Consider the following 18,853-nt stretch of genomic DNA (forward strand, 5'->3'; position numbering starts at 1 on the left):
GGCAGTTACCCAATGCGGATAGAAAGAACTGGTCCCGGCATATTAACCATTCATGTCGAAGACAAAGAAGATCTATACAAAGCCTATATGCCGTTTCTTGAAAACGGCGGTATCTTCATTCAAACCAATAAAGAATATAATCTGGGCGATGACGTTTTCATGCTGCTTGCCATCATTGATGAGCCAGAAAAATTGCCAATTGCAGGTAAAGTTGTCTGGATCACTCCAATTGGTTCTCAGGGTAATAAGCGCGCCGGTATCGGTATTCAATTTAGCGATCAGGATAATGGTCAAACTAAAAATAAAATTGAGAACCTGTTAGCCGGTCGACTTGATTCTGACAAACCCACCCACACGATGTAACTCATTTCTAATTCTATATAATTTCTTATGCTCATAGATTCACACTGTCACCTGGATCGCCTTGATCTGGGTGCATACGATAACGACCTTAATAAAGCTCTAGATTTTGCACGTAGCCGTGGTGTTAAGCACATGCTGTGTGTTGGTATTACTCTGGATAAGTTCGATGACGTTAGGCTTATTGCAGAAGCTCATGATGATATTTCATGCTCAGTAGGTATTCACCCGCTTTATGATGCAGTGTCTGAAGCAGATGTTGAGTTATTAGTTGAGAAGGCAAAACACCCTAAAGTTGTGGCTATTGGGGAAACCGGACTTGATTACTTTTATAATAAAGAGCCAGAGAATCACAAATTACAGCAGGAAAGCTTCCGTAAACATATCCAGGCCGCCCGTCTAGCTAAGCTGCCCGTAATTGTTCATACTCGCGATGCTCGTCAGGATACGATTGATATTCTTCGAGAAGAACAGGCTCAGGAGTGCGGAGGCGTATTGCATTGCTTCACTGAAAGTCTTGAAATGGCGAAGGCTGCATTGGAGCTGGGTTTTTATATTTCATTTTCAGGAATTGTGACCTTTAGAAACGCGGAAGAGTTAAGAGAAGTCTGTCGCCAGATCCCGTTGGATAGGCTTCTAATTGAAACCGACTCACCTTATTTAGCTCCTGTTCCTTATCGAGGTAAAAGCAATCAACCTGCCTACGTCAAAGAAGTAGGGCAGTTTGTTGCTGATTTACACCATATTAGCTACGAAGAGTTATGTGAAATAACTGCTAACAATTACAAAATGCTATTTGATAAAAGCGTGGTTACAATCACCTAATGCCGTAAATAAGCCCAATTATGTTTTAGTCAGACAATCAGGAAGTACCAATGAAAAAGCTATTGTTTCTACTGTCTCTGTCTTTTGTCGCCGTTGCCTGCCAACATAACGGAACTAGCGACAAACAGTCATCCTCTGAAAAGTCTCAGTCTAGCCAAGAAACCGAATTTAAAATTCCATTTGAAAAATATCAGCTGGAAAATGGCTTAACAGTCATCCTTCATCAGGATAAGTCTGATCCTATTGTAGCCATGGCAACAATCGTTCATGTTGGCTCAAACCGCGAAAAACCAGGCCGCACCGGCTTTGCCCATTTCTTTGAGCACATGGCATTTAATGACTCTGAGAATGTTCCTCAAGGTGCTAATCGTAAAATGATTGAAGAACTTGGTGGCACCCGTAATGGCGGAACCTGGACTGACGGAACCATGTACTACGAAGTGGTACCCAAAGATGCTCTTGAGAAGTTAATGTGGATCGATTCAGACCGCCTTGGTTTTATGATCAACACGGTAACCGAAGGTGCCTTGGAAAGAGAAAAGCAGGTTGTTAAGAATGAAAAAAGACAGCGTGTTGATAATCAGGCCTATGGTCATACTCAGCATGTCATTCTCAAAAACCTATATCCTGAGGGACATCCTTACAACTGGACTGTTATTGGTGACCTAGACGATTTACAGGCTGCTACTCTTGCTGATGTTAAAGAGTTTTACAGCGAATACTATGGTCCATCTAATGCAACATTAGTTATTGCTGGTGATATTGATTTTGATGAAACCAAAAAGATGGTTGAGAAATGGTTTGGTGAAATAAAACCATCTGAGGCAGTAAAAGATCCTGAGCCCATGTCAGTTCAGCTAGAAGAAACTAAAAAATTATACCATCTGGATAATTTTGCTAAAGTTCCTGAAATTCGATTAACTTTTCCGACGGTCGAGCAATATCACAAGGACTCCTATGCGCTGGATGCATTAGGAGAAATCCTGAGCCGGGGTAAAAGAGCCCATCTTTACAAAGTTCTGGTTGAGGAACAAAAGTTAGCTCCATCTGTCGCAGCCTATAACGGCTCTAATGAAATTGCAGGAACTTTTACCATTCGAGTAAGAGCCAACGAGGGAGTTGATTTGGATGCAGTTTATAAAGGCATTCAGGAGGCTCTTGCCAATTTTGAGAAAGAAGGTTTCAGCGATAATGATTTACAACGCATTAAAGCCAGACAGGAGACTTCTTTTTATAACGGTATTTCGAGTGTTCTTAGTAAAGCATTCCAGTTAGGCATCTATAATGAGTATGCTGGTGATCCGGCATACGTTGCGAAAGACATTGCCAATATCAAAAGCGTTACGCGCCAAGACATAATGCGTGTCTATGACGAATACATTAAAGATCAAAACTTCATCATGACTAGTTTTGTTCCTGAAGATCAACCAACCTTGATTGTCGAAGGCTCAAAAAAAGCCAATGTAGTAGAAGAGCAGATTGTTCAAGGTGCAGAAGAAGAGTTTGATGCTGATGCACTGGCTGATTATGAAAAAACTCCAACCAAACATGATCGTTCAGAACCACCATTAGGTGAAACTCCAAAAGTATCCATTCCTGAAATTTCTAAGTCAGTGGCTGATAATGGATTGGAAATTTATACGATGGAGCATAACGAGCTTCCCATCGTGAGTTTTGCAATGCGAATTGATGGTGGCGCCTGGTTGGAAACCGAAGGGCAGTATGGTGTTGCCAATTTATTAGCTGAGTTGATGAATGAAGGTACTGCTAATAAAACTCCAGAAGAACTAGAAGATGCGATTGGATTATTAGGTGCCAGCATAAGGTTTGATGCCGGTATCGACTCTATTTCTGTGGTTGGTACAACCTTAGCAAGAAATTACCAACCAACCATGGAGTTGCTGACTGAAATGCTGCTGAAACCTCGCTTTGATGCCAAAGAATTCGAGCGCTTGAAGGCTAAGCAATTAAATGAAATCAAGCAAAACGAAGCTAGTCCTTTTGCAGTTGCCAGTAGAGGCTTTTATAGCCAGATATATGGTGATGAGCATCGTGCAGGCATTCCTGTCGGGGGCACTTCAGACTCTGTTGCCGCTATTACCTTGGATGACGTTAAAGCTTTTTATGATAAGGCGTTGTCACCAAAAAATGCAGCGATTCATGTGGTTGGCCAAATCGATCATCAGCAGGTAAAGACAGGTATCAAGCAGTTGTCTCAATCGTGGGATGGAGAGCTAATTGAGTTGCCTGAATACGAAGAGCCAAAGTCATTTGACTCACCAAAAGTCTTCTTTGTTGACATTCCCGATGCCAAGCAATCCGTCATTATTGTGGGTAAACGTGGCTTAAGTGGTGACGATCCTGATTATTACCCATTCACAGTTGCTCAGAATCGTTTGGGTGCAGGCGGCAGTGCACGTTTGTTCCAGACCCTGCGTATCGAAAAGGGTTATACCTATGGTGCTTACTCAACCATTGGTAAAGCCCGCTATATAGCCCCTTTCATGGCTTATTCGCAGGTGCGTGCAAACGTTACTCTTGAATCCTTGGAGATTTTCAAAGATCTGATTGCAAATTATGACGAAACCTTTACTCAGCAGGATCTGGAAACCACCAAGAACCTTCTGATTAAACGAAGTACTCGTGAATACGAAACCATCAATAATTTGCTGACCATGCTGAATGAGGTCAGTAAGTTTGATTTACCATTCAATTTTATTGAAAAAGAGCAGGCCCAGCTTGAAGCTATGACGGTAGAAGAAGTCAAAAATATCTACCAAAAATATGCTGATGAGCAGGAAATGATCTACGTTATCGTTGGTGACGCCGCAACTCAGTTAGAGAGAGTCAAAGCCTTTGGTTATGGCGAGCCGATAATGTTGGATCGAAAGGGCAATCCTCTGTAGTTATTTTAAATACCTACAGTATTAAATTGTGAGCAAATAACTCTCAGTCAGAGAGCAAGCTTCAGAAAGTCAGTTAATATTCTTGGTCGAAGTATTACTGATTTGCTGAGTGTCGCACCAATAATCCCCTTTATATTGAGCTAAGGCGCGTACAAAATATAGCAATCAAAATCGTGGATGATTTTGATAAGAATTTTCAGCACAGGGACGTGATGTAAATTCTGGTGCGTTAAGTATTTTGGGAGTGGCGCAGGAAGTCACGCGGAGCGTGGCCTCAATATCGGGGTGGTCTTCTTTTGGCTACTTTTCTTGACCACGCAAGAAAAGTAGCTCGCCGAGCGGCGAAAACTAGATTAAAGGAAAGGTTAAAAAGTGAATAGATTCCCGCCTTCGCGGGAATGACAATAATAGAACACGCTATTATTTACCGTTTAACCAACCCCCAATCAACTTCCTTTATAAAGTCTTCATCTAGGGGAAACCCCCTGCATGATCTAGGGGCTTTACCTAATACCTGATTTCATTGGCTTTGTGCATAGTCGTAGTCGAGACCAAATAATTATTATTTTGACTACGAGGACCAAACCATGAAACCAACTGTATCAATTATCACAGCCAGTGTTTTGGCAGCCGTAGCAGGGACCGCTCACGCAGACGCTATTATCGGACCTGAGTTAACAGAAATGTTACCTACAGCGTTAACGCCAACCAAAGTTATTGTGACTACCCATGACCAATCGCAACTTAATGATGTCATGGCAAACCTTGGTCAGCCATACTTGGCGATGAAAACCTTGCCAATGGCTGGTGCAACTCTAACCAAAGCGCAAATTAATGCACTTGCCAAAGATGAGCGCGTCAAAAGTATCTACTATGATGCTCCTTTGAAATATTACAACTACAACTCTGGTGAAATCACTGGCGGACATTATGTTCATGACGTTGAGAATGTCACGGGCCGTGGTGCTACTATTGCTGTATTAGATTCAGGTGTTGATGCTACACACCCTGACTTACAGTTAGGCTCTAAAGTTGTACAGAACGTCAAAATCGTTGGCGATCTCGATTTAGCTGGCGGTTTGAATGTGTTCCTTGAGGGTGTTCCAAACAGTGACACCAGTTCAGGTCACGGTTCCCACGTTGCAGGTACGGTAGCGGGTACTGGTGCAGCTTCTGCCGATGATGCTCGCCGTGCAAATTACCACGACGGTATCGCTCCTGATGCGAAACTGGTAGGTTTAGGTGCTGGTGATGCCATCTCGATTCTTTATGCACTGGCTGGTTTTGATTATGCCATTGGTAATAAAGAGAAATACGGTATTGATGTTATTACCAACAGTTGGGGGAGTTCCGGTGGAGCAGAGTTTGATCCAAACAACCCTACCAATCAGGCATCATACGAAGCCTATAAGCAGGGCATTATTGTAACATTCGCTGCTGGTAACGACGGCCCGGGTGATAATACTCTTAACCCTTATGGTGTTGCTCCATGGACTATCAACGTTGCGGCTGGTACCGAAGATCGCGGTTTAGCTAACTTCTCTAGTCGTGGTGTTGCAGGAGACGAATTCAAAGCTCCTGATGTGACTGCACCAGGCAGTAATATCATTTCTACAAAAGCATTGAATACAGTACTACCATTACTAGGTCCAGTGCTTGACCCTGAATATCCAGAGTATGATGTTTATTATGCAGGAATGAGCGGTACTTCTATGGCTACTCCATTCGTTGCTGGTGTAGCAGGCTTACTTCTAGAGGTTAATCCTGATCTATCTCCTGACCAGATTGAAGAAATCATTCGTGATACTGCTGACCCAATGGAAGGTTTTGAATTCCATCAAGTGGGTGGCGGTTATATCAACGTTAAAGCTGCTGTAGAAAAAGCTCGTGTTACTGAAGGTAAGCGTGCTGAATTTATGGCTGGCGCAACAAAGTGGTCATCTCAGGGCAACTGGAAAGTAGTTTCAGAGACTGATTCTATGATCGACTATGTGTCACGCTGGAGCACTAAATCTGATGCGGATAGCACTGACGGCAGCTACCAACAAAGCCGACGCAATAATGCCGAAGTAATGTTTAACTTCATCGGTGATAGCATTCAGATTCTTTACACAGCCAACTCAAAAGGTGGACATGGTGAAGTTTTCTTGAATGGTCAAAGTAAAGGCATCATAGATTTCTATTCACCTGAAACTAGCTCGAAGTCATTCGTGTTGCGTGACCTGGACACTTCACAAGTACACAGCCTGTCTATCAAAAATGTTGAAGGAACCATTAACTTTGATGGCCTGAAAATGGATGGTCAACTTGTTGATAATGGAACCTCAATCAATACTGACCAGCAAGTTATTGAAGGCAACATTGGTCCATCGGCTGAAAACATCCAATTCAATGATCATGTCATTAGCGTTGGCGCTGATGCAGTAGCGATTGATGCGGTATTGAGCTGGGGCGGTGTTGCTGACTTGGACTTCCAAATGCTAGATGCTGAAGGAAATGTTGTTGCTAGCAGTGCGTCTCTGGATAACCCTGAAGTTATTTCATTCAGACCAGAACAGGCAGGTGACTACACCTTACGCGTAAACGGATATATCAGCGTTTCAACTGACTACACAATCGATGTAGAGGTTTCAAACCTGATTCAGTAACTGCTCGTGAGAGGCGTTGGGGGCCTTCGGGCCCTCTTTTTTAATTCTCATTCCATAAAAATTATAACTGTGTCTATTCATGATTAGGGGTTTTCCCTAATGCAATTTGAGTATTTGCACCGATAGCTAACAAGTCAAAAATGACTTGCAATGGGTTATGAAACATCAATCTATTAAACACACATAGGGGTAGTGTATTAATGAACACACAAATCAAACGACTAGCGCTGGCGGCGACATTAGCTGGCTTTAGCATGAACGCAGCAGCAGAAGCCGTTATCGGCAGTGAGCTGCAGCAGAACTTACAAACCATGTCAGTTACCGAAAGCACTATGGCTGTAGTAACTTTCGATCAACTTGACCAGCTGGCACCAGAGCAAATCCAGTCTTTGATGGACTTGGGAATTACTGAAGGTGTTCAGTTCCAATCTCTGCCAATCATCGGTGTTGTTGCAACTCCGCTACAGATTGAGCAAATCAGCAAAATGGATGGCGTCCGTTCTGTTTTTGCCAATCGCAGCCTGAAATATTTTAACGCTGAAGCTCGCGAGTTAACGGGTGCTGAAAAGTTGCAAAGTGAAGAGTTCGTACAGCAAAACGGTATTGGCTTTACCGGTAAAGGCGTTACCATCATGGTCAACGATTCAGGTATCGATGCGACTCTGGCTGATCTTGAATACGGCTCAAAAGTAGTCGAGAACGTTCAGGCCATTGCTCATGCTCAGGCATTAACGCTAACTCCTGTACGTGGGGTCTGGATTGAAGGTCAGTTAAATACGGATCTAAACGTTGGTCATGGTACCCACTGTGCGGGTACTGTTGCAGGCTGGGGTACTCATTCAGATGGCAAGTATAAAGGTGCTGCTCCAGATGCTGAGTTAGTCGGTTATGGTTCGGGAGCGGGTCTATCGATTCTGGATGCTTTGGGTGGTTATGATTACGCCATTACCCATATCTATGATTTTAATTCGCCGATTCGAGTGATGAGCAATTCCTGGGGATCAAGCGGTAAATATGAACCGAATGGTCCTATTTCTGTAGCATCTTACAAAGCTTATAAGTTGGGTATGATTTCAGTTTTCGCTGCCGGTAACGATGGCCCAGGCGAAGATACCCATAACCCATATGCTCAAATTCCCTGGGGCATGTCGGTAGGTGCTGGTACAAAGCAGGGTACGTTGATTGACTTTTCTTCTCGTGGTCAGCGCGATGAAACTGGCACATTTACAATGCCTGATGGTACTGAGTGGACATATAGCAATGAAGTGTCTGTTGTTGCTCCTGGTGTCGATATTATTTCAACCCGTGCTAAAACTAATCTGGTTTCCAATGGAGGCGATGCAGACTTAGATGCTATCGAAACAGAGTATCTTCCTTATTACACAATGATTTCTGGTACTTCGATGGCAACACCGCACGTTGCAGGTATTATTGCACTGATGCTTGAAGCCAATCCTAATCTTACACCGCTCGAGACTAAGCGTTTGATTCAAGAAACTGCAACCAATATGCCTGGCTATGAGCGTTGGGAAGTAGGTGCGGGTTATGTGAATGCCTACGCGGCAGTAGCAGCTGCCCTCAATTACGATGCTGGTCATAAAGTCACGGTAAACAACTTTAATAGCTTCAACGGTAACTCAATTGTACTTCCACCTGCAGAGCCAGAAGCTTTTGAAGTTCTGTATTCGCCAGTTGGTGAGCCAGATGTTCATGAATTTACCGTTGGTCCTGATGCCGTATTTATTTCTGCTTCTGCTGAGTCTTTGGCTAATACCATCAAGCTCAAACTGGAAGCGCCTGATGGAACCGAGTACTTTGGCAACTTGACCTTGCCGGTTCTTACAACGTCGATGCGTGTGTCAGCACCTGCTCAAGAAGGTACATGGAAGCTTTCTGCTTATGGCTTAACGTCGCTATCTGGGGTTGAAGCTGACCCAACTGGAGCAACTAATGGACCAGGTGTTCCAGAAGTCGTCAGTGGGCAAATTGGCATCTTTACTTCGGGTGGTTATGAAGGTCTTGATGATATTGCCGGACATCCAGCTGAAAACGCCATTCAGTTCGCAACCAGCGAGCGTTTAGTTGATAGCTTTAACGACAAGTTCTTCCGTCCGGATCGAGCCTTAAAACGTAAAGAGTTGGCTCAGTATTTAGTGATGGGGGCTGCTGTTCGTCAATATCGTGACTTGTTAAACGAAGAGCAAGTTAACTTTACTGATGTAGGGCTAGAGTTAGCGGCTTATGCAGAGTCTGCCAGTGCTAAAGGCGGTGCTTTAAAAGACCGTGTTCAAATACAGCAACCAGTAATGTTGAGCGATGGTGGTAAATTCCGTCCAAATGACAATGTAAGCAGAGTAGAGTTAGCTTACTCTCTGGTACAAAGCTTAGGTTTGGAAACAGAAGCACAGGCTTTCAGCGGCGATATAACGGTCGACTACAATGGTCAGGCTATACCTGTTCTTGACCAGGGCGATATCCCTGCTGAGCTTCGCGGTTATGTCCAATTAGCGCTTGATTTATCAATAGTTGGCGTCCGCTTTAATGTTGAACAGGGTCCATTCGACCTTCAGCCTAAATTAGTTGCTTACTTCGAGCCTGGTGAATCAATTAGCCGTGCGGAGTACGCTGTATTAATTGGTCGCTTTTACGATTCGTATTATCAATAAGTTAACTTATTAACTGGATTCAATTCATTCAGTAATTTGTTAACCACTATTGAAAATACGATAAAAGTAGGCAGGGACGCCTACTTTTTAATCAATTTGTTGTAATGCATTCTTGCTTTAATGCATAAATTTAAGTATTTTGAATCGGAGTGTTGCATTAGTTATATCTAATGAAATATTTCTCTCACGTTGCGAGGTAAAGATGATGTCAGCTTTTAAAGCTCTAGCCTTAAGCGTAGCTGTTCTATTTATGAGCCTTGGCTCAATTGCCAGTAAGGCAAATCCAGTAGAACTTACGGTACAGGGCAATAAAGTTGAAGCGGTAATCAATCTTACAGGGAACGTATCAGCTGATTTAACTTTAACTTTTGAAAATTCTGTGGGATTAACCGCAGACAATATAGGTATTACTGCAGAATTAATTGATATTACCGACATAGATATTCTTAACAGACTGTCCGATGTCACCAATATTAATCTTCAGGCAGCATTTCCAATGCTCATTACCATCGAGCCACCTTCAAATAAAGGATTCGCTTTTTCAGGGTTGGCTACGGTAGATATACACACCCATAATTTAGATTATTTGCCAGGAACTCCTTTACGTTTCTTCAAAGCACCTTTAAATGGTCAGTTTGAAGATATAACTGCGACCATGGGTTCAGGTAGCTACCGTGCACGCGGAACTACAGGCAAGTTTTCGCAATTTCTAATTGTCGCTGATTTGCGACCTGTACTGACTGTTGTAAACACTAAGTACAACCGTTTGAGCAATAGTCTTGCTACATTTTCAACTCAAATCGACCCGGTACTTTATAGTCAGTTAAGCAGTAAGCTAAGTGAAGTTCAGCAACTGATTACTCAGCAAAACTATACCTTGGCTAGTAACAAAGTTGATGAATTCAGTCGAATCATTGAGCAGGCAGATCCAGCTGATATTCCGAATGTCTGGCGTTCAAGTCGTGACATCGACAATGTTGCCGGTGAGCTGATTGCGTATGCCAATACGCTAAGATTCAGCCTGCGTCTTGTTAACTAATGTTGATTAGACGACCATGCCAGCAAAAATAACGGTCTGCTATTCAGACCAACCCGCAACCGAAGCATTTCTTTATGAGCAGTCCGACTATCGAATTGGTCGGGCTAGCTCCTGTGATTTGGTCTTGAGGCATCCCACGGTTTCTAGGCAGCATGCACTCATGTCACATCTCGCTGATGGCTGGCATTTGAACGATCAGTCGAGCCAGAATGGTACAAAAGTCAATGGTGTAAAAGTCGAGGCCAGCTTGCTAAATGGAAATGAACTTATTTCTGTAGGGGAAGTTGATTGTTTATTTGAAGCAAAAACGGCACAACAATTACAAGCAATCGAGTCCCACAATCAATGGCGTCTTGAGCAATCTAAATCAATAAACCATGTTGCAGATGGATTGCTGGTTGAAACGCTGCAGGAACAACTCAATTCCGTTATCAGTTTAATGGGCACTCAACGAGGTCTTGTAATGCTTGGTAACGACTTTCAAAGCCTAAAAGTCGGAGCTGTTCTTGGCATGTCCAATGCAGACTTTGACAACCGTTCTTTTGAAGGGAGTGTCGGCGCTATGATGAAAGCTATCAATAGTGCTAATCCGGTAGTAGCAATGGACGTCAGTCAGGACGCCATGCTTGCTAAGCGCGAAAGTGTTCAGCGCAAGCAGATTGCTGCACTGGCCTGCGTTCCACTATTTTCAGATAACCAATTAATTGGTGTGGTTTATACGGACAGTAAAGAGTCCACCAAAGTATTAACTGATTTAGACATGGATATTTTATCCATTATCAGTCAGCAGATAACATTAAGTTCCGAAGCCATAGTTTTACAGAATCAAATAACCAATCTCATGAATCGGGTGCCAGAATCAAGAAGTTATGATAGCCTGTTAAATAAACCGATATTACAACTCGTGCATTAATTCTATAAGGTTAAGCTTCAATGGTGAATGATGACCCGAAGCAAAGCCAAAAAGATTCTGGGGACTTATCAAAGACTCAAGTAATTGAAGACTTTGAAATTCTTGAAACTGGAACCCTTCTGGCTGGACGTTTCCAAGTTGAAAAGTTACAGGGTGTAGGTCGATTTGGTGCTGTCTATAAAGTAAGAGACTTGCAGCTCGATGTTATTGTTGCGCTAAAGGTCCTGCATTCCTTCATATCAAAAAATCAGCAAGCTCTTGCTGATTTCAAAAAAGAAATCCTTCTGCTCAGGCAGCTCTCGCATCCCAATATCGTCAGGGTTCATGAATACTATACTGATAAAGAACTGCACTTTTTTACCATGGACTGGATCGAAGGAGAAAGCCTTGAACAGAAAATGGAACAGAATGATAAATCGGGGCATACTTTCTCAGAGAGTCAGATTGAGCTCTATATCAATCAGGTCATCAGTGCGCTGAGCTTTGCTGAGAGCCACAATATTTACCACCGCGACATCAAGCCAGAAAATATCCTTATCGCTCATAATGATCAGCTATATCTGGCAGACTTTGGCCTTGCTGTATTATCTGAATCAAAAGAGCAGGGCATCATTAGTGGAACACCACAATACTTGCCGCCAGAATACCTGCAAAAAAATGTCATAAGCAGCAGCATAGATCTCTATGCTGTTGGAGTGATTCTGTATCAGCTTTTATGTAATAGATTGCCTTTTGATGGAAATTCACTCGATGCTCTAATTGAGCAAAAACAGAAAGGAACCAAAGACTTTCCAGTATCAAGATCAGACTTTAAAAAATTTAAGTCAGTAGTACTCAAGCTGATTTCTCCATACAGTAATTCGCGCTATCAATCTGCTGAAGATTTGCAGCTGGCGATAGATTATGCGCTGATCAAACAGCCTCCAAAGACAAAAGCCAATAAGACATTCGGTTTGGTCGCTGCATTTGCCCTTATCATTTTGGCTGGAGTTTTATGGTGGCGTTATCAAACTCAACCAATAGCTCCATCACAACATACTTCGCTGGCCATATTGCCTTTCGAAAGTGAAACGCGAGGGCAGCCCATTGATAACTGGATTAAATATGGCATACCAGATTATCTTCATTATCAATTGACTCAATACCCGGAGTTAAGGCTGGTTAATAATGATCGTGTGTTAGAAACACTTGATCTGCTTGGTTATCAATCCATGCTGAATGATAACCAGATACTTTTGCTGGCGGATCTGTTAAAGGTTAATAAAATTGTTAGTGCAAGGGTGATAGCTTCAAGCAAAGATGAAAACTCACTGATTGTCGAAGTTTTATCAATATCGGGCAATACGGTTAATAAGCAACAGGTCTCAGAAGTTGTCATTCAGTCTGAGTCTGCCGACTCTATTGTCAGAAAATTGATATCTGATCTCAACCAATCTTTAAAGATTAATCAGCAAGCTTCTATCGAAAGCAGTGAAGCGTTTATTCTGCAAAGTGAAGTACAGGAGTTAATCAAAAAGGGTGAGTGGTCGCAGGCTGAAGCCAAGTTGAATGAGTTAATTGGTGAGCAGCCTGATTCTGAACATTTGTGGTTTGAAGTTGGGCAAGTTTATTTAAACACTGGAGAGTTTGCACAGGCCGAAAACGCATTTGCTAAATCCCAATCGTTAAGTCCAGACCAAAGCTTCATTCATATTCATTCAACCGCTATTTTGAATGAGCTTGCAGAAAAGTTTGAACAGGCTGAGATGGATTATCTTAACCTTATTGAGCAATACCCGTTAAACATTGATATTAAATTTTCACTTGCTGAACTCTACGTTACAACACAGCAGTTTCCAAAAGCCGAGCAAACGCTACAACAGGTCGTTGCCCTGGATCCAAATCATCCAAGTGCCTGGTTTGAACTGGCAAAAGTGTCAATCTGGTCAGGTGACGCGCAAACCGCTGTTGATGATTATTTGGTTAAAGCTCTGGTCATCGCTAAAAAACTCAAAGACATTAATTTAGAAGGTGATGTGCTTAATGCCATTGGAGTTGCATACCAGCGTCTTGGTAATTTAGAGCTCGCCCAAGACTATTATGAACAGGGTTTATATAAGCGTAAAACAGCGGATGATCAAAATGGTGTGGCAACGAGTATGTCAAACCTCGCATCTGTTCACTCTATTCAGGGACAACACGAAGCGGCTACTAATTATCTTGAACAGAGTCTTGCTGTTTATGAGTCTCTTAATGACATCGAAGGCAAGGCCAATGCCTTTAACGAGATGGGCATTATAGATGAGGAGCAGGGGCTGTATGAGAAAGCTCTTGAGAATTATCGTCAGGCATTATCTTTGCGTATTAATCTCGGAGACGAATGGCTTAAAGCCGAAAGTATGAATAATATCGGCTTTATCTATTATTTGTTATCAAATCCTGAAAATGCATTAGTCTACTGGCAACAGGCCGAGCAGGCCTATCAGAAAGTTCAGGATCCGGTGGGTGTTATCCGGGTTCGTGAAAATCTTGGGCAAATGGAACTCGCCATGGGCAATTGGCGCAGCGCCTATTTTATCTTCGAGAAAGCTCTGCAGGACGCAAAGGAATTGGGATTATTTGAGGAGGCCTTAGTAGCTGAAGCTTACCTCGCAAAGCTTAGTTTTTTGCAGGGTAATTTCGAGCAAAGTCTTCCTAAGTTGGACTCCCTTTATCAGCAGTTACAGGAACGTAACGATATCCGTGGCGTGATTGAGTTTGGATTATGGCTTGCAGACTGGCATTCTCTTACAGGTAATCAGGATGCTTTACAGAAGCAGCTTAAAGCATTAAATGACTTGGTGATTGATAAAGGAAGCGTTGAGCAACAGTTTTACTATAAGACCTTGCTGTTACGCACTGACGAGAAAACACTCCAGTCAGAGCAATTTCTGGTCGAGATGTTTGATAAAACCAACATCCCCGAGGCAACCAAGCTACGATATTTACTTGATCAGGCTAGACGATCACTGAAAACGAATAAAGAAGGCTTTCCTGAGCTTGTTCAACAAATACGTCTTTATGATATGGCGCTTCATCAATATGAATATATTCATCTATTAGAGTTAGAAGCTGCTTACTTTTTCATTAATAATGATTGGGAAATGTTAGAGCAATCATTAAATGAAGCAGATCTGCTTTTGCGTAGAATGGGGGATTACTGGAGAAGCTTCCAGCTAAATCGTCTTCGAGCTTTACTGGTTGAACACTCAGGTGAATCACCAGCGCTTTATCGCCAACGAGCACAACAACAACTTAATCATCTATTGAAGCAACTGCCTGAGGATTCACGTACCGGTTTTATAGAACAACAAAACATTGTTGCTTTTGATGATGACATAATGGAGCTCAGTGTGAACGATGAATAGTGACAAAGATATTTCAGAGCTGGTTAATGAACTTAGCCAGAAGCAACAAAAGATTGCACAGGAACTTCTTAGCGGCAATCAGCAAATGCGCACTCTGGCGAAACGAGTATGGCGAGTCCAGGAAGATGAAAGAAAGCATATTGCTCGAGAATTGCATGACGGTGTAGGGCAGTTGTTGACTGCTTTAATTAACCAATTGCAGCAAATGCACAAGGAAGGTGAACCTGACCCTAAAGAACTAGACGAAGCTTTGACACTGGCTAGACAAGCGCTAAGCGATACTCGTGAAATATCCCGACTGATGCGACCGAGAATTCTAGATGACCTGGGTTTAATCCCAGCTTTGCAATGGTTATCACGAGTTATGGGTGAAAAGAATTCGATCAAAATTGATCTGCATGAGCAGTTATCGGTTAATCTTGATGACGAAACGCAGACATTGGTTTTCAGAGTGGTACAGGAAGCAATTACCAATGCAATTAAACACGCCAAGGCAACCCATATTGATATTACCGTAATTGCAACCGAGCGGATGCTGGTGCTCAAAATTAAGGATAATGGCGTGGGCATGACCAAAGATACATCTGAATCAGTTGAAGGGTTTGGTTTATCTGCCATGCGAGATCGGGTGGCCGCTTTTGGCGGTCAATTAATGGTTGAGTCTCAGCCAGGCGAGGGCTGTGAGATCAAAGTGGTGATTACTGGCTCCATCGGTGAAGGGGGGCTCTAACATGATTCGAGTAATGCTTGCGGATGATCACACCATTCTTAGACAGGGATTAGTCAGTTTATTAAGTAAAGATGCTGACTGCACGGTAGTCGCCGAAGCCTCCAATGGTCTTGAAGCGGTTGAGAAAGCGCTGGAGACAAGACCTCAGGTGGCGGTTATTGATATTTCAATGCCTGAACTCAATGGCATGGAAGTGGTTAAACGAATTCATGACAAATTACCCGAATGCAAAATCCTAGTATTGACCATGCATGAGGAGCAGGAATATGTCATTCATATGGTCAGAGCAGGCGCGTCGGGTTACTTGCTAAAGGACAGTGCCAGTGAAGAGTTGATTGATGCCGTTAAAGCACTAGCCAGTGGCAAAACTTATTACAGCCAATATGCAGCCAGTGTTCTAGCCACTCAATACTCACAACCCGATAAAGAATGGCAGGATCCATATAAAAACTTAACTCAGCGTGAGCGTGAAGTGTTCCATCTGGTAGTTGACGGAAAAACAACAAAAGATATCGCGCGTGCGCTGGATATAAGTGTTAAAACTGCCGAAAACCATCGTGGCAAAGTGCTGGAGAAGCTAGGTGTGTCTAATACCGCTGAATTGGTACGTTATGCAGCTAAGCATAATTTGTTAGTTTAATCCTATATATTTCAATTTCTTTGGCACTAATTAATTATAAAGACAGGTAACATCACTTCTATGCAATAGGGGATTTCCCCAATTATTCTTTTAATTACTTTGTGGGAAGCTCAAGCTCTCAATCCAATGGGGGTTTCCTAACATGAGTAAATTTAACTTAAAAACAAAACCTATCTATGGTGCCATACTGGCTGCCGGATTAGGTTTATCTGCAGTGGCTGGTCATGCCAAATCGATTGGCCCACAACTTTCTGATCTTCTGTCAGATGCAACTGAGCAAGAAGTTTTCGAAGTAATTGTAACCTTTGAAGGCAATGAGCCAGCTTCTCTTTCACAATTACAGGCGCTTGAAAACTTGGGTGTCACCAGCGGTGTGAGTTTCAATAGCTTGCCGATGGTGGGTATCACTGCGACCAAGCAACAAATTGATGCAATCTATTCGCGTGATGATGTCCGTTCGGTCTGGTACAACGCGCCATTGACTCTAGAAAATGATGGTTCTACTGAGCTGACTGGTGTTGACCGCTTACGCGATGATCAATCAATGCGTAATATGGGTATGCCGTATTCAGGTCGTGGTATCGGTGTGGTTATCAACGATTCTGGTGTTGATGGTACTCATAGCGACATTAAATATCCAAATCATGTTACGCAAAACGTTTTGGCTCAGGTCAATCTAAACTCTCTATCAGGCATTCTGCCAATTACCTACCAGGAAGATGTTGCTAACACGGATATTGGTGGAGGTCACGGCTCTCACGTTGCCGGTATTATCGGCGGTAACGGTGCTATGTCGAGTGGTCTATATCAAGGTGTAGCACCGGGCGCAAAATTGATTGGTTATGGTTCAGGTGCAGGTCTATTCATCTTAGATACACTGGGTGGTTTTGATTACGCTTTAACCCACCAGTTTGACTATAACATTCGTGTTATTTCCAACTCGTTTGGTAATACTGGCGACACAGGTACTGATTTCAATCCTGATGACCCAACAAACGTTGCCACAAAAGCTTTGAGTGATAACGGCGTTATTGTTGTTTTCTCTGCCGGTAACTCTGGTTCAGGCGAAGCAACCATCACAGGTAACTTCAAAAAAGCACCTTGGGTTATTACTGTGGCTGCGGGTGACAAACAAGGCAATCTGGCTGATTTCAGTTCACGTGGCGTAAAAGGCAAAACTGGCCAAGCAGTAGTTGATGGTGAGACTTTCACTTGGGAAGACCGCCCGACTATTACAGCGCCTGGCGTTGATGTCATTTCTGCGCGCGCATCATTATCAAGCCTTAGTGCTTTGAGCATTACTTCTGACAGCGAAGTAATGGATGCCAATCATGTGCCTTACTATACCGTCATGAGTGGTACCTCAATGGCTGCACCTCATGCATCAGGTATCGTTGCTTTAATGCTTGAAGCTAACCCTAACCTTACCTGGCGTGAAGTTAAGCGTATCCTGCAAGATACTGCCACCAATATGCCTGGTCTTGAACCTTGGGAAAGTGGCGCAGGTTATGTGAATGCTTATGCTGCGGTTAAAGCTGTGCTTGATGAAACAAAAAGCTTTGGCGAAACGACGAAGATCCAACGTGAATTTAATGCAGCGGCACAAACTTCCATTGCAGGTGAATTCGAGATAACTGTTCCATTTAGCCCAGTTGGTGAAAATGAAGGTGTTACTTTCGAAGTCAACGACGAAGCTTCATTATTGATGGTTCGTGCCAATGTTGGCGATAACACTATAGGCATGTCTTTAACCAGCCCAAGTGGTAAGCGTTATGGTTCAAGCATTGCTTTGCCTGTACTGGGTCAAAATATCGCGGTAACAGCACCAGCCGAAGCCGGTACCTGGACATTGCGTGCCAATGGTATTGGGGGAGTATCAGGCGTTGATGTTGACCCAGTCAATGCTACCAATGGTTATGCGTTACCAGGCGAAATTGATGCTGTGGTTAAAATTACCCGCACCGATGGCTTCGTTGGTTTAAATGACGTTGTTGGTCATCCTGCACAGGCTTTTATCGAAACAGCGGTTAGTGAACAACTTGTCGATGCGCTAGCTGATGGTTTTGCACCTGATGAAGCTATAAGCCGTTCGCAAATGGCTGATTATCTAACACTAGGTGCAGGCATTCGCCAGTCAAATGCAGCTGATAGCGTGCAATTCCTTGATGTAACCAGTGATACTTCAGCAATCAACGCTGTAACCCAGACTGGCTCTCCACTTCGAGACAGAGCACAAGTAACAGATCCGGTTATGACAGCTAACGGGAACATGTTTAACCCAAACGCTGGTGTAAACAAATTGGATGTCGCTTATTCATTGGTTCAGTCGCTTGGATTGGAAGAACTAGCCAATAGCTTCTCTGGTGATATTACCGCTATCTTTGGAGCTGACAGAGTGGTTCTTCAGGATCAGAATATGATTCCCGAAGAGTTCAAAGGTTATGTCCAGCTAGCACTTGACCTAGGTATTCTAAATGCTCAGTTTTCTGTAGAGCAGGGTATGTTCGATTTAGAACCGACCATCAAAGCTCAATTTAACCCTTATGATCAAGTATCCCGTGCAGGCTTTGCAGTCGCCATAACTCGCTTCTATAACGCACGATAAGTTCTATCCCTCCTGATAAAGGATTGATCTAGCCCAAGGATTGGGCACTTTTATTCTATTTTCTGGTCAGATGTGTTTATAACCACTGGTTAATTAAGGCCAGATTGCGTATATTCGGTGCTTCAATTTTTTACC

11 protein-coding genes are annotated in these 18,853 nt (G+C 43.0%); all 11 read left to right on the top strand.

Going from position 1 to position 18,853, the window contains the following annotated elements:
• Positions 1-12 precede the first annotated feature (12 nt).
• The 11 genes from CW740_RS05725 to CW740_RS05775 all read left to right on the top strand — a co-directional run bounded on the left by CW740_RS05725 (position 13) and on the right by CW740_RS05775 (position 18,718).
• On the top strand, positions 13-363 hold the full coding sequence (locus tag CW740_RS05725) for a PilZ domain-containing protein (RefSeq protein ID WP_018624994.1): 351 nt from the start codon (positions 13-15) through the stop codon (positions 361-363).
• Positions 364-390: 27 nt separating this feature from the next.
• Entirely contained in the window at positions 391-1,185 is a 795-nt protein-coding gene (locus CW740_RS05730; RefSeq protein ID WP_106646630.1) for a TatD family hydrolase, read from the top strand.
• A gap of 50 nt (positions 1,186-1,235) precedes the next feature.
• A complete protein-coding gene (locus CW740_RS05735) occupies positions 1,236-4,091 on the top strand; it encodes a M16 family metallopeptidase (protein ID WP_106646631.1) in 2,856 nt (951 codons plus the stop codon).
• A 587-nt stretch (positions 4,092-4,678) separates the two neighbouring features.
• Positions 4,679-6,739, top strand: coding sequence for a S8 family serine peptidase (locus CW740_RS05740; protein WP_106646632.1), 2,061 nt, complete (start codon positions 4,679-4,681; stop codon positions 6,737-6,739).
• A 200-nt stretch (positions 6,740-6,939) separates the two neighbouring features.
• Positions 6,940-9,405, top strand: coding sequence for a S8 family peptidase (locus tag CW740_RS05745; protein ID WP_106646633.1), 2,466 nt, complete (start codon positions 6,940-6,942; stop codon positions 9,403-9,405).
• 205 nt (positions 9,406-9,610) lie between these two features.
• On the top strand, positions 9,611-10,444 hold the full coding sequence (locus CW740_RS05750) for a DUF6689 family protein (RefSeq protein WP_106646634.1): 834 nt from the start codon (positions 9,611-9,613) through the stop codon (positions 10,442-10,444).
• 16 nt (positions 10,445-10,460) lie between these two features.
• Positions 10,461-11,357, top strand: coding sequence for an FHA domain-containing protein (locus CW740_RS05755; RefSeq protein ID WP_106646635.1), 897 nt, complete (start codon positions 10,461-10,463; stop codon positions 11,355-11,357).
• Positions 11,358-11,377: 20 nt separating this feature from the next.
• Positions 11,378-14,743: a serine/threonine-protein kinase gene (locus CW740_RS05760; protein ID WP_106646636.1), complete on the top strand. Its 3,366-nt coding sequence runs from the start codon at positions 11,378-11,380 to the stop codon at positions 14,741-14,743.
• The gene (locus tag CW740_RS05765) at positions 14,736-15,473 is read left to right on the top strand and encodes a sensor histidine kinase (RefSeq protein ID WP_106646637.1); all 738 of its coding nucleotides are present in this window, start codon (positions 14,736-14,738) and stop codon (positions 15,471-15,473) included. The genes CW740_RS05760 and CW740_RS05765 overlap by 8 nt, the downstream gene beginning before the upstream one ends.
• Before the next feature lies 1 nt (position 15,474).
• The gene (locus CW740_RS05770) at positions 15,475-16,113 is read left to right on the top strand and encodes a response regulator transcription factor (protein WP_106646638.1); all 639 of its coding nucleotides are present in this window, start codon (positions 15,475-15,477) and stop codon (positions 16,111-16,113) included.
• Positions 16,114-16,255: 142 nt separating this feature from the next.
• A complete protein-coding gene (locus CW740_RS05775; protein ID WP_106646639.1) occupies positions 16,256-18,718 on the top strand; it encodes a S8 family serine peptidase in 2,463 nt (820 codons plus the stop codon).
• The last annotated feature ends 135 nt before the right edge of the window (positions 18,719-18,853 follow it).

The sequence above is a fragment of the Kangiella profundi genome, assembly GCF_002838765.1.
Classification (GTDB): domain Bacteria; phylum Pseudomonadota; class Gammaproteobacteria; order Enterobacterales; family Kangiellaceae; genus Kangiella; species Kangiella profundi.

Coding starts and splice junctions, on each gene's coding strand:
- CW740_RS05725 (WP_018624994.1), top strand. CDS start 13: ATGCGGATAGAAAGAACTGGTCCCGGCATATTAACCATTCATGTCGAA.
- CW740_RS05730 (WP_106646630.1), top strand. CDS start 391: ATGCTCATAGATTCACACTGTCACCTGGATCGCCTTGATCTGGGTGCA.
- CW740_RS05760 (WP_106646636.1), top strand. CDS start 11,378: ATGGTGAATGATGACCCGAAGCAAAGCCAAAAAGATTCTGGGGACTTA.
- CW740_RS05750 (WP_106646634.1), top strand. CDS start 9,611: ATGTCAGCTTTTAAAGCTCTAGCCTTAAGCGTAGCTGTTCTATTTATG.
- CW740_RS05740 (WP_106646632.1), top strand. CDS start 4,679: ATGAAACCAACTGTATCAATTATCACAGCCAGTGTTTTGGCAGCCGTA.
- CW740_RS05745 (WP_106646633.1), top strand. CDS start 6,940: ATGAACACACAAATCAAACGACTAGCGCTGGCGGCGACATTAGCTGGC.
- CW740_RS05765 (WP_106646637.1), top strand. CDS start 14,736: ATGAATAGTGACAAAGATATTTCAGAGCTGGTTAATGAACTTAGCCAG.
- CW740_RS05735 (WP_106646631.1), top strand. CDS start 1,236: ATGAAAAAGCTATTGTTTCTACTGTCTCTGTCTTTTGTCGCCGTTGCC.
- CW740_RS05770 (WP_106646638.1), top strand. CDS start 15,475: ATGATTCGAGTAATGCTTGCGGATGATCACACCATTCTTAGACAGGGA.
- CW740_RS05755 (WP_106646635.1), top strand. CDS start 10,461: ATGCCAGCAAAAATAACGGTCTGCTATTCAGACCAACCCGCAACCGAA.
- CW740_RS05775 (WP_106646639.1), top strand. CDS start 16,256: ATGAGTAAATTTAACTTAAAAACAAAACCTATCTATGGTGCCATACTG.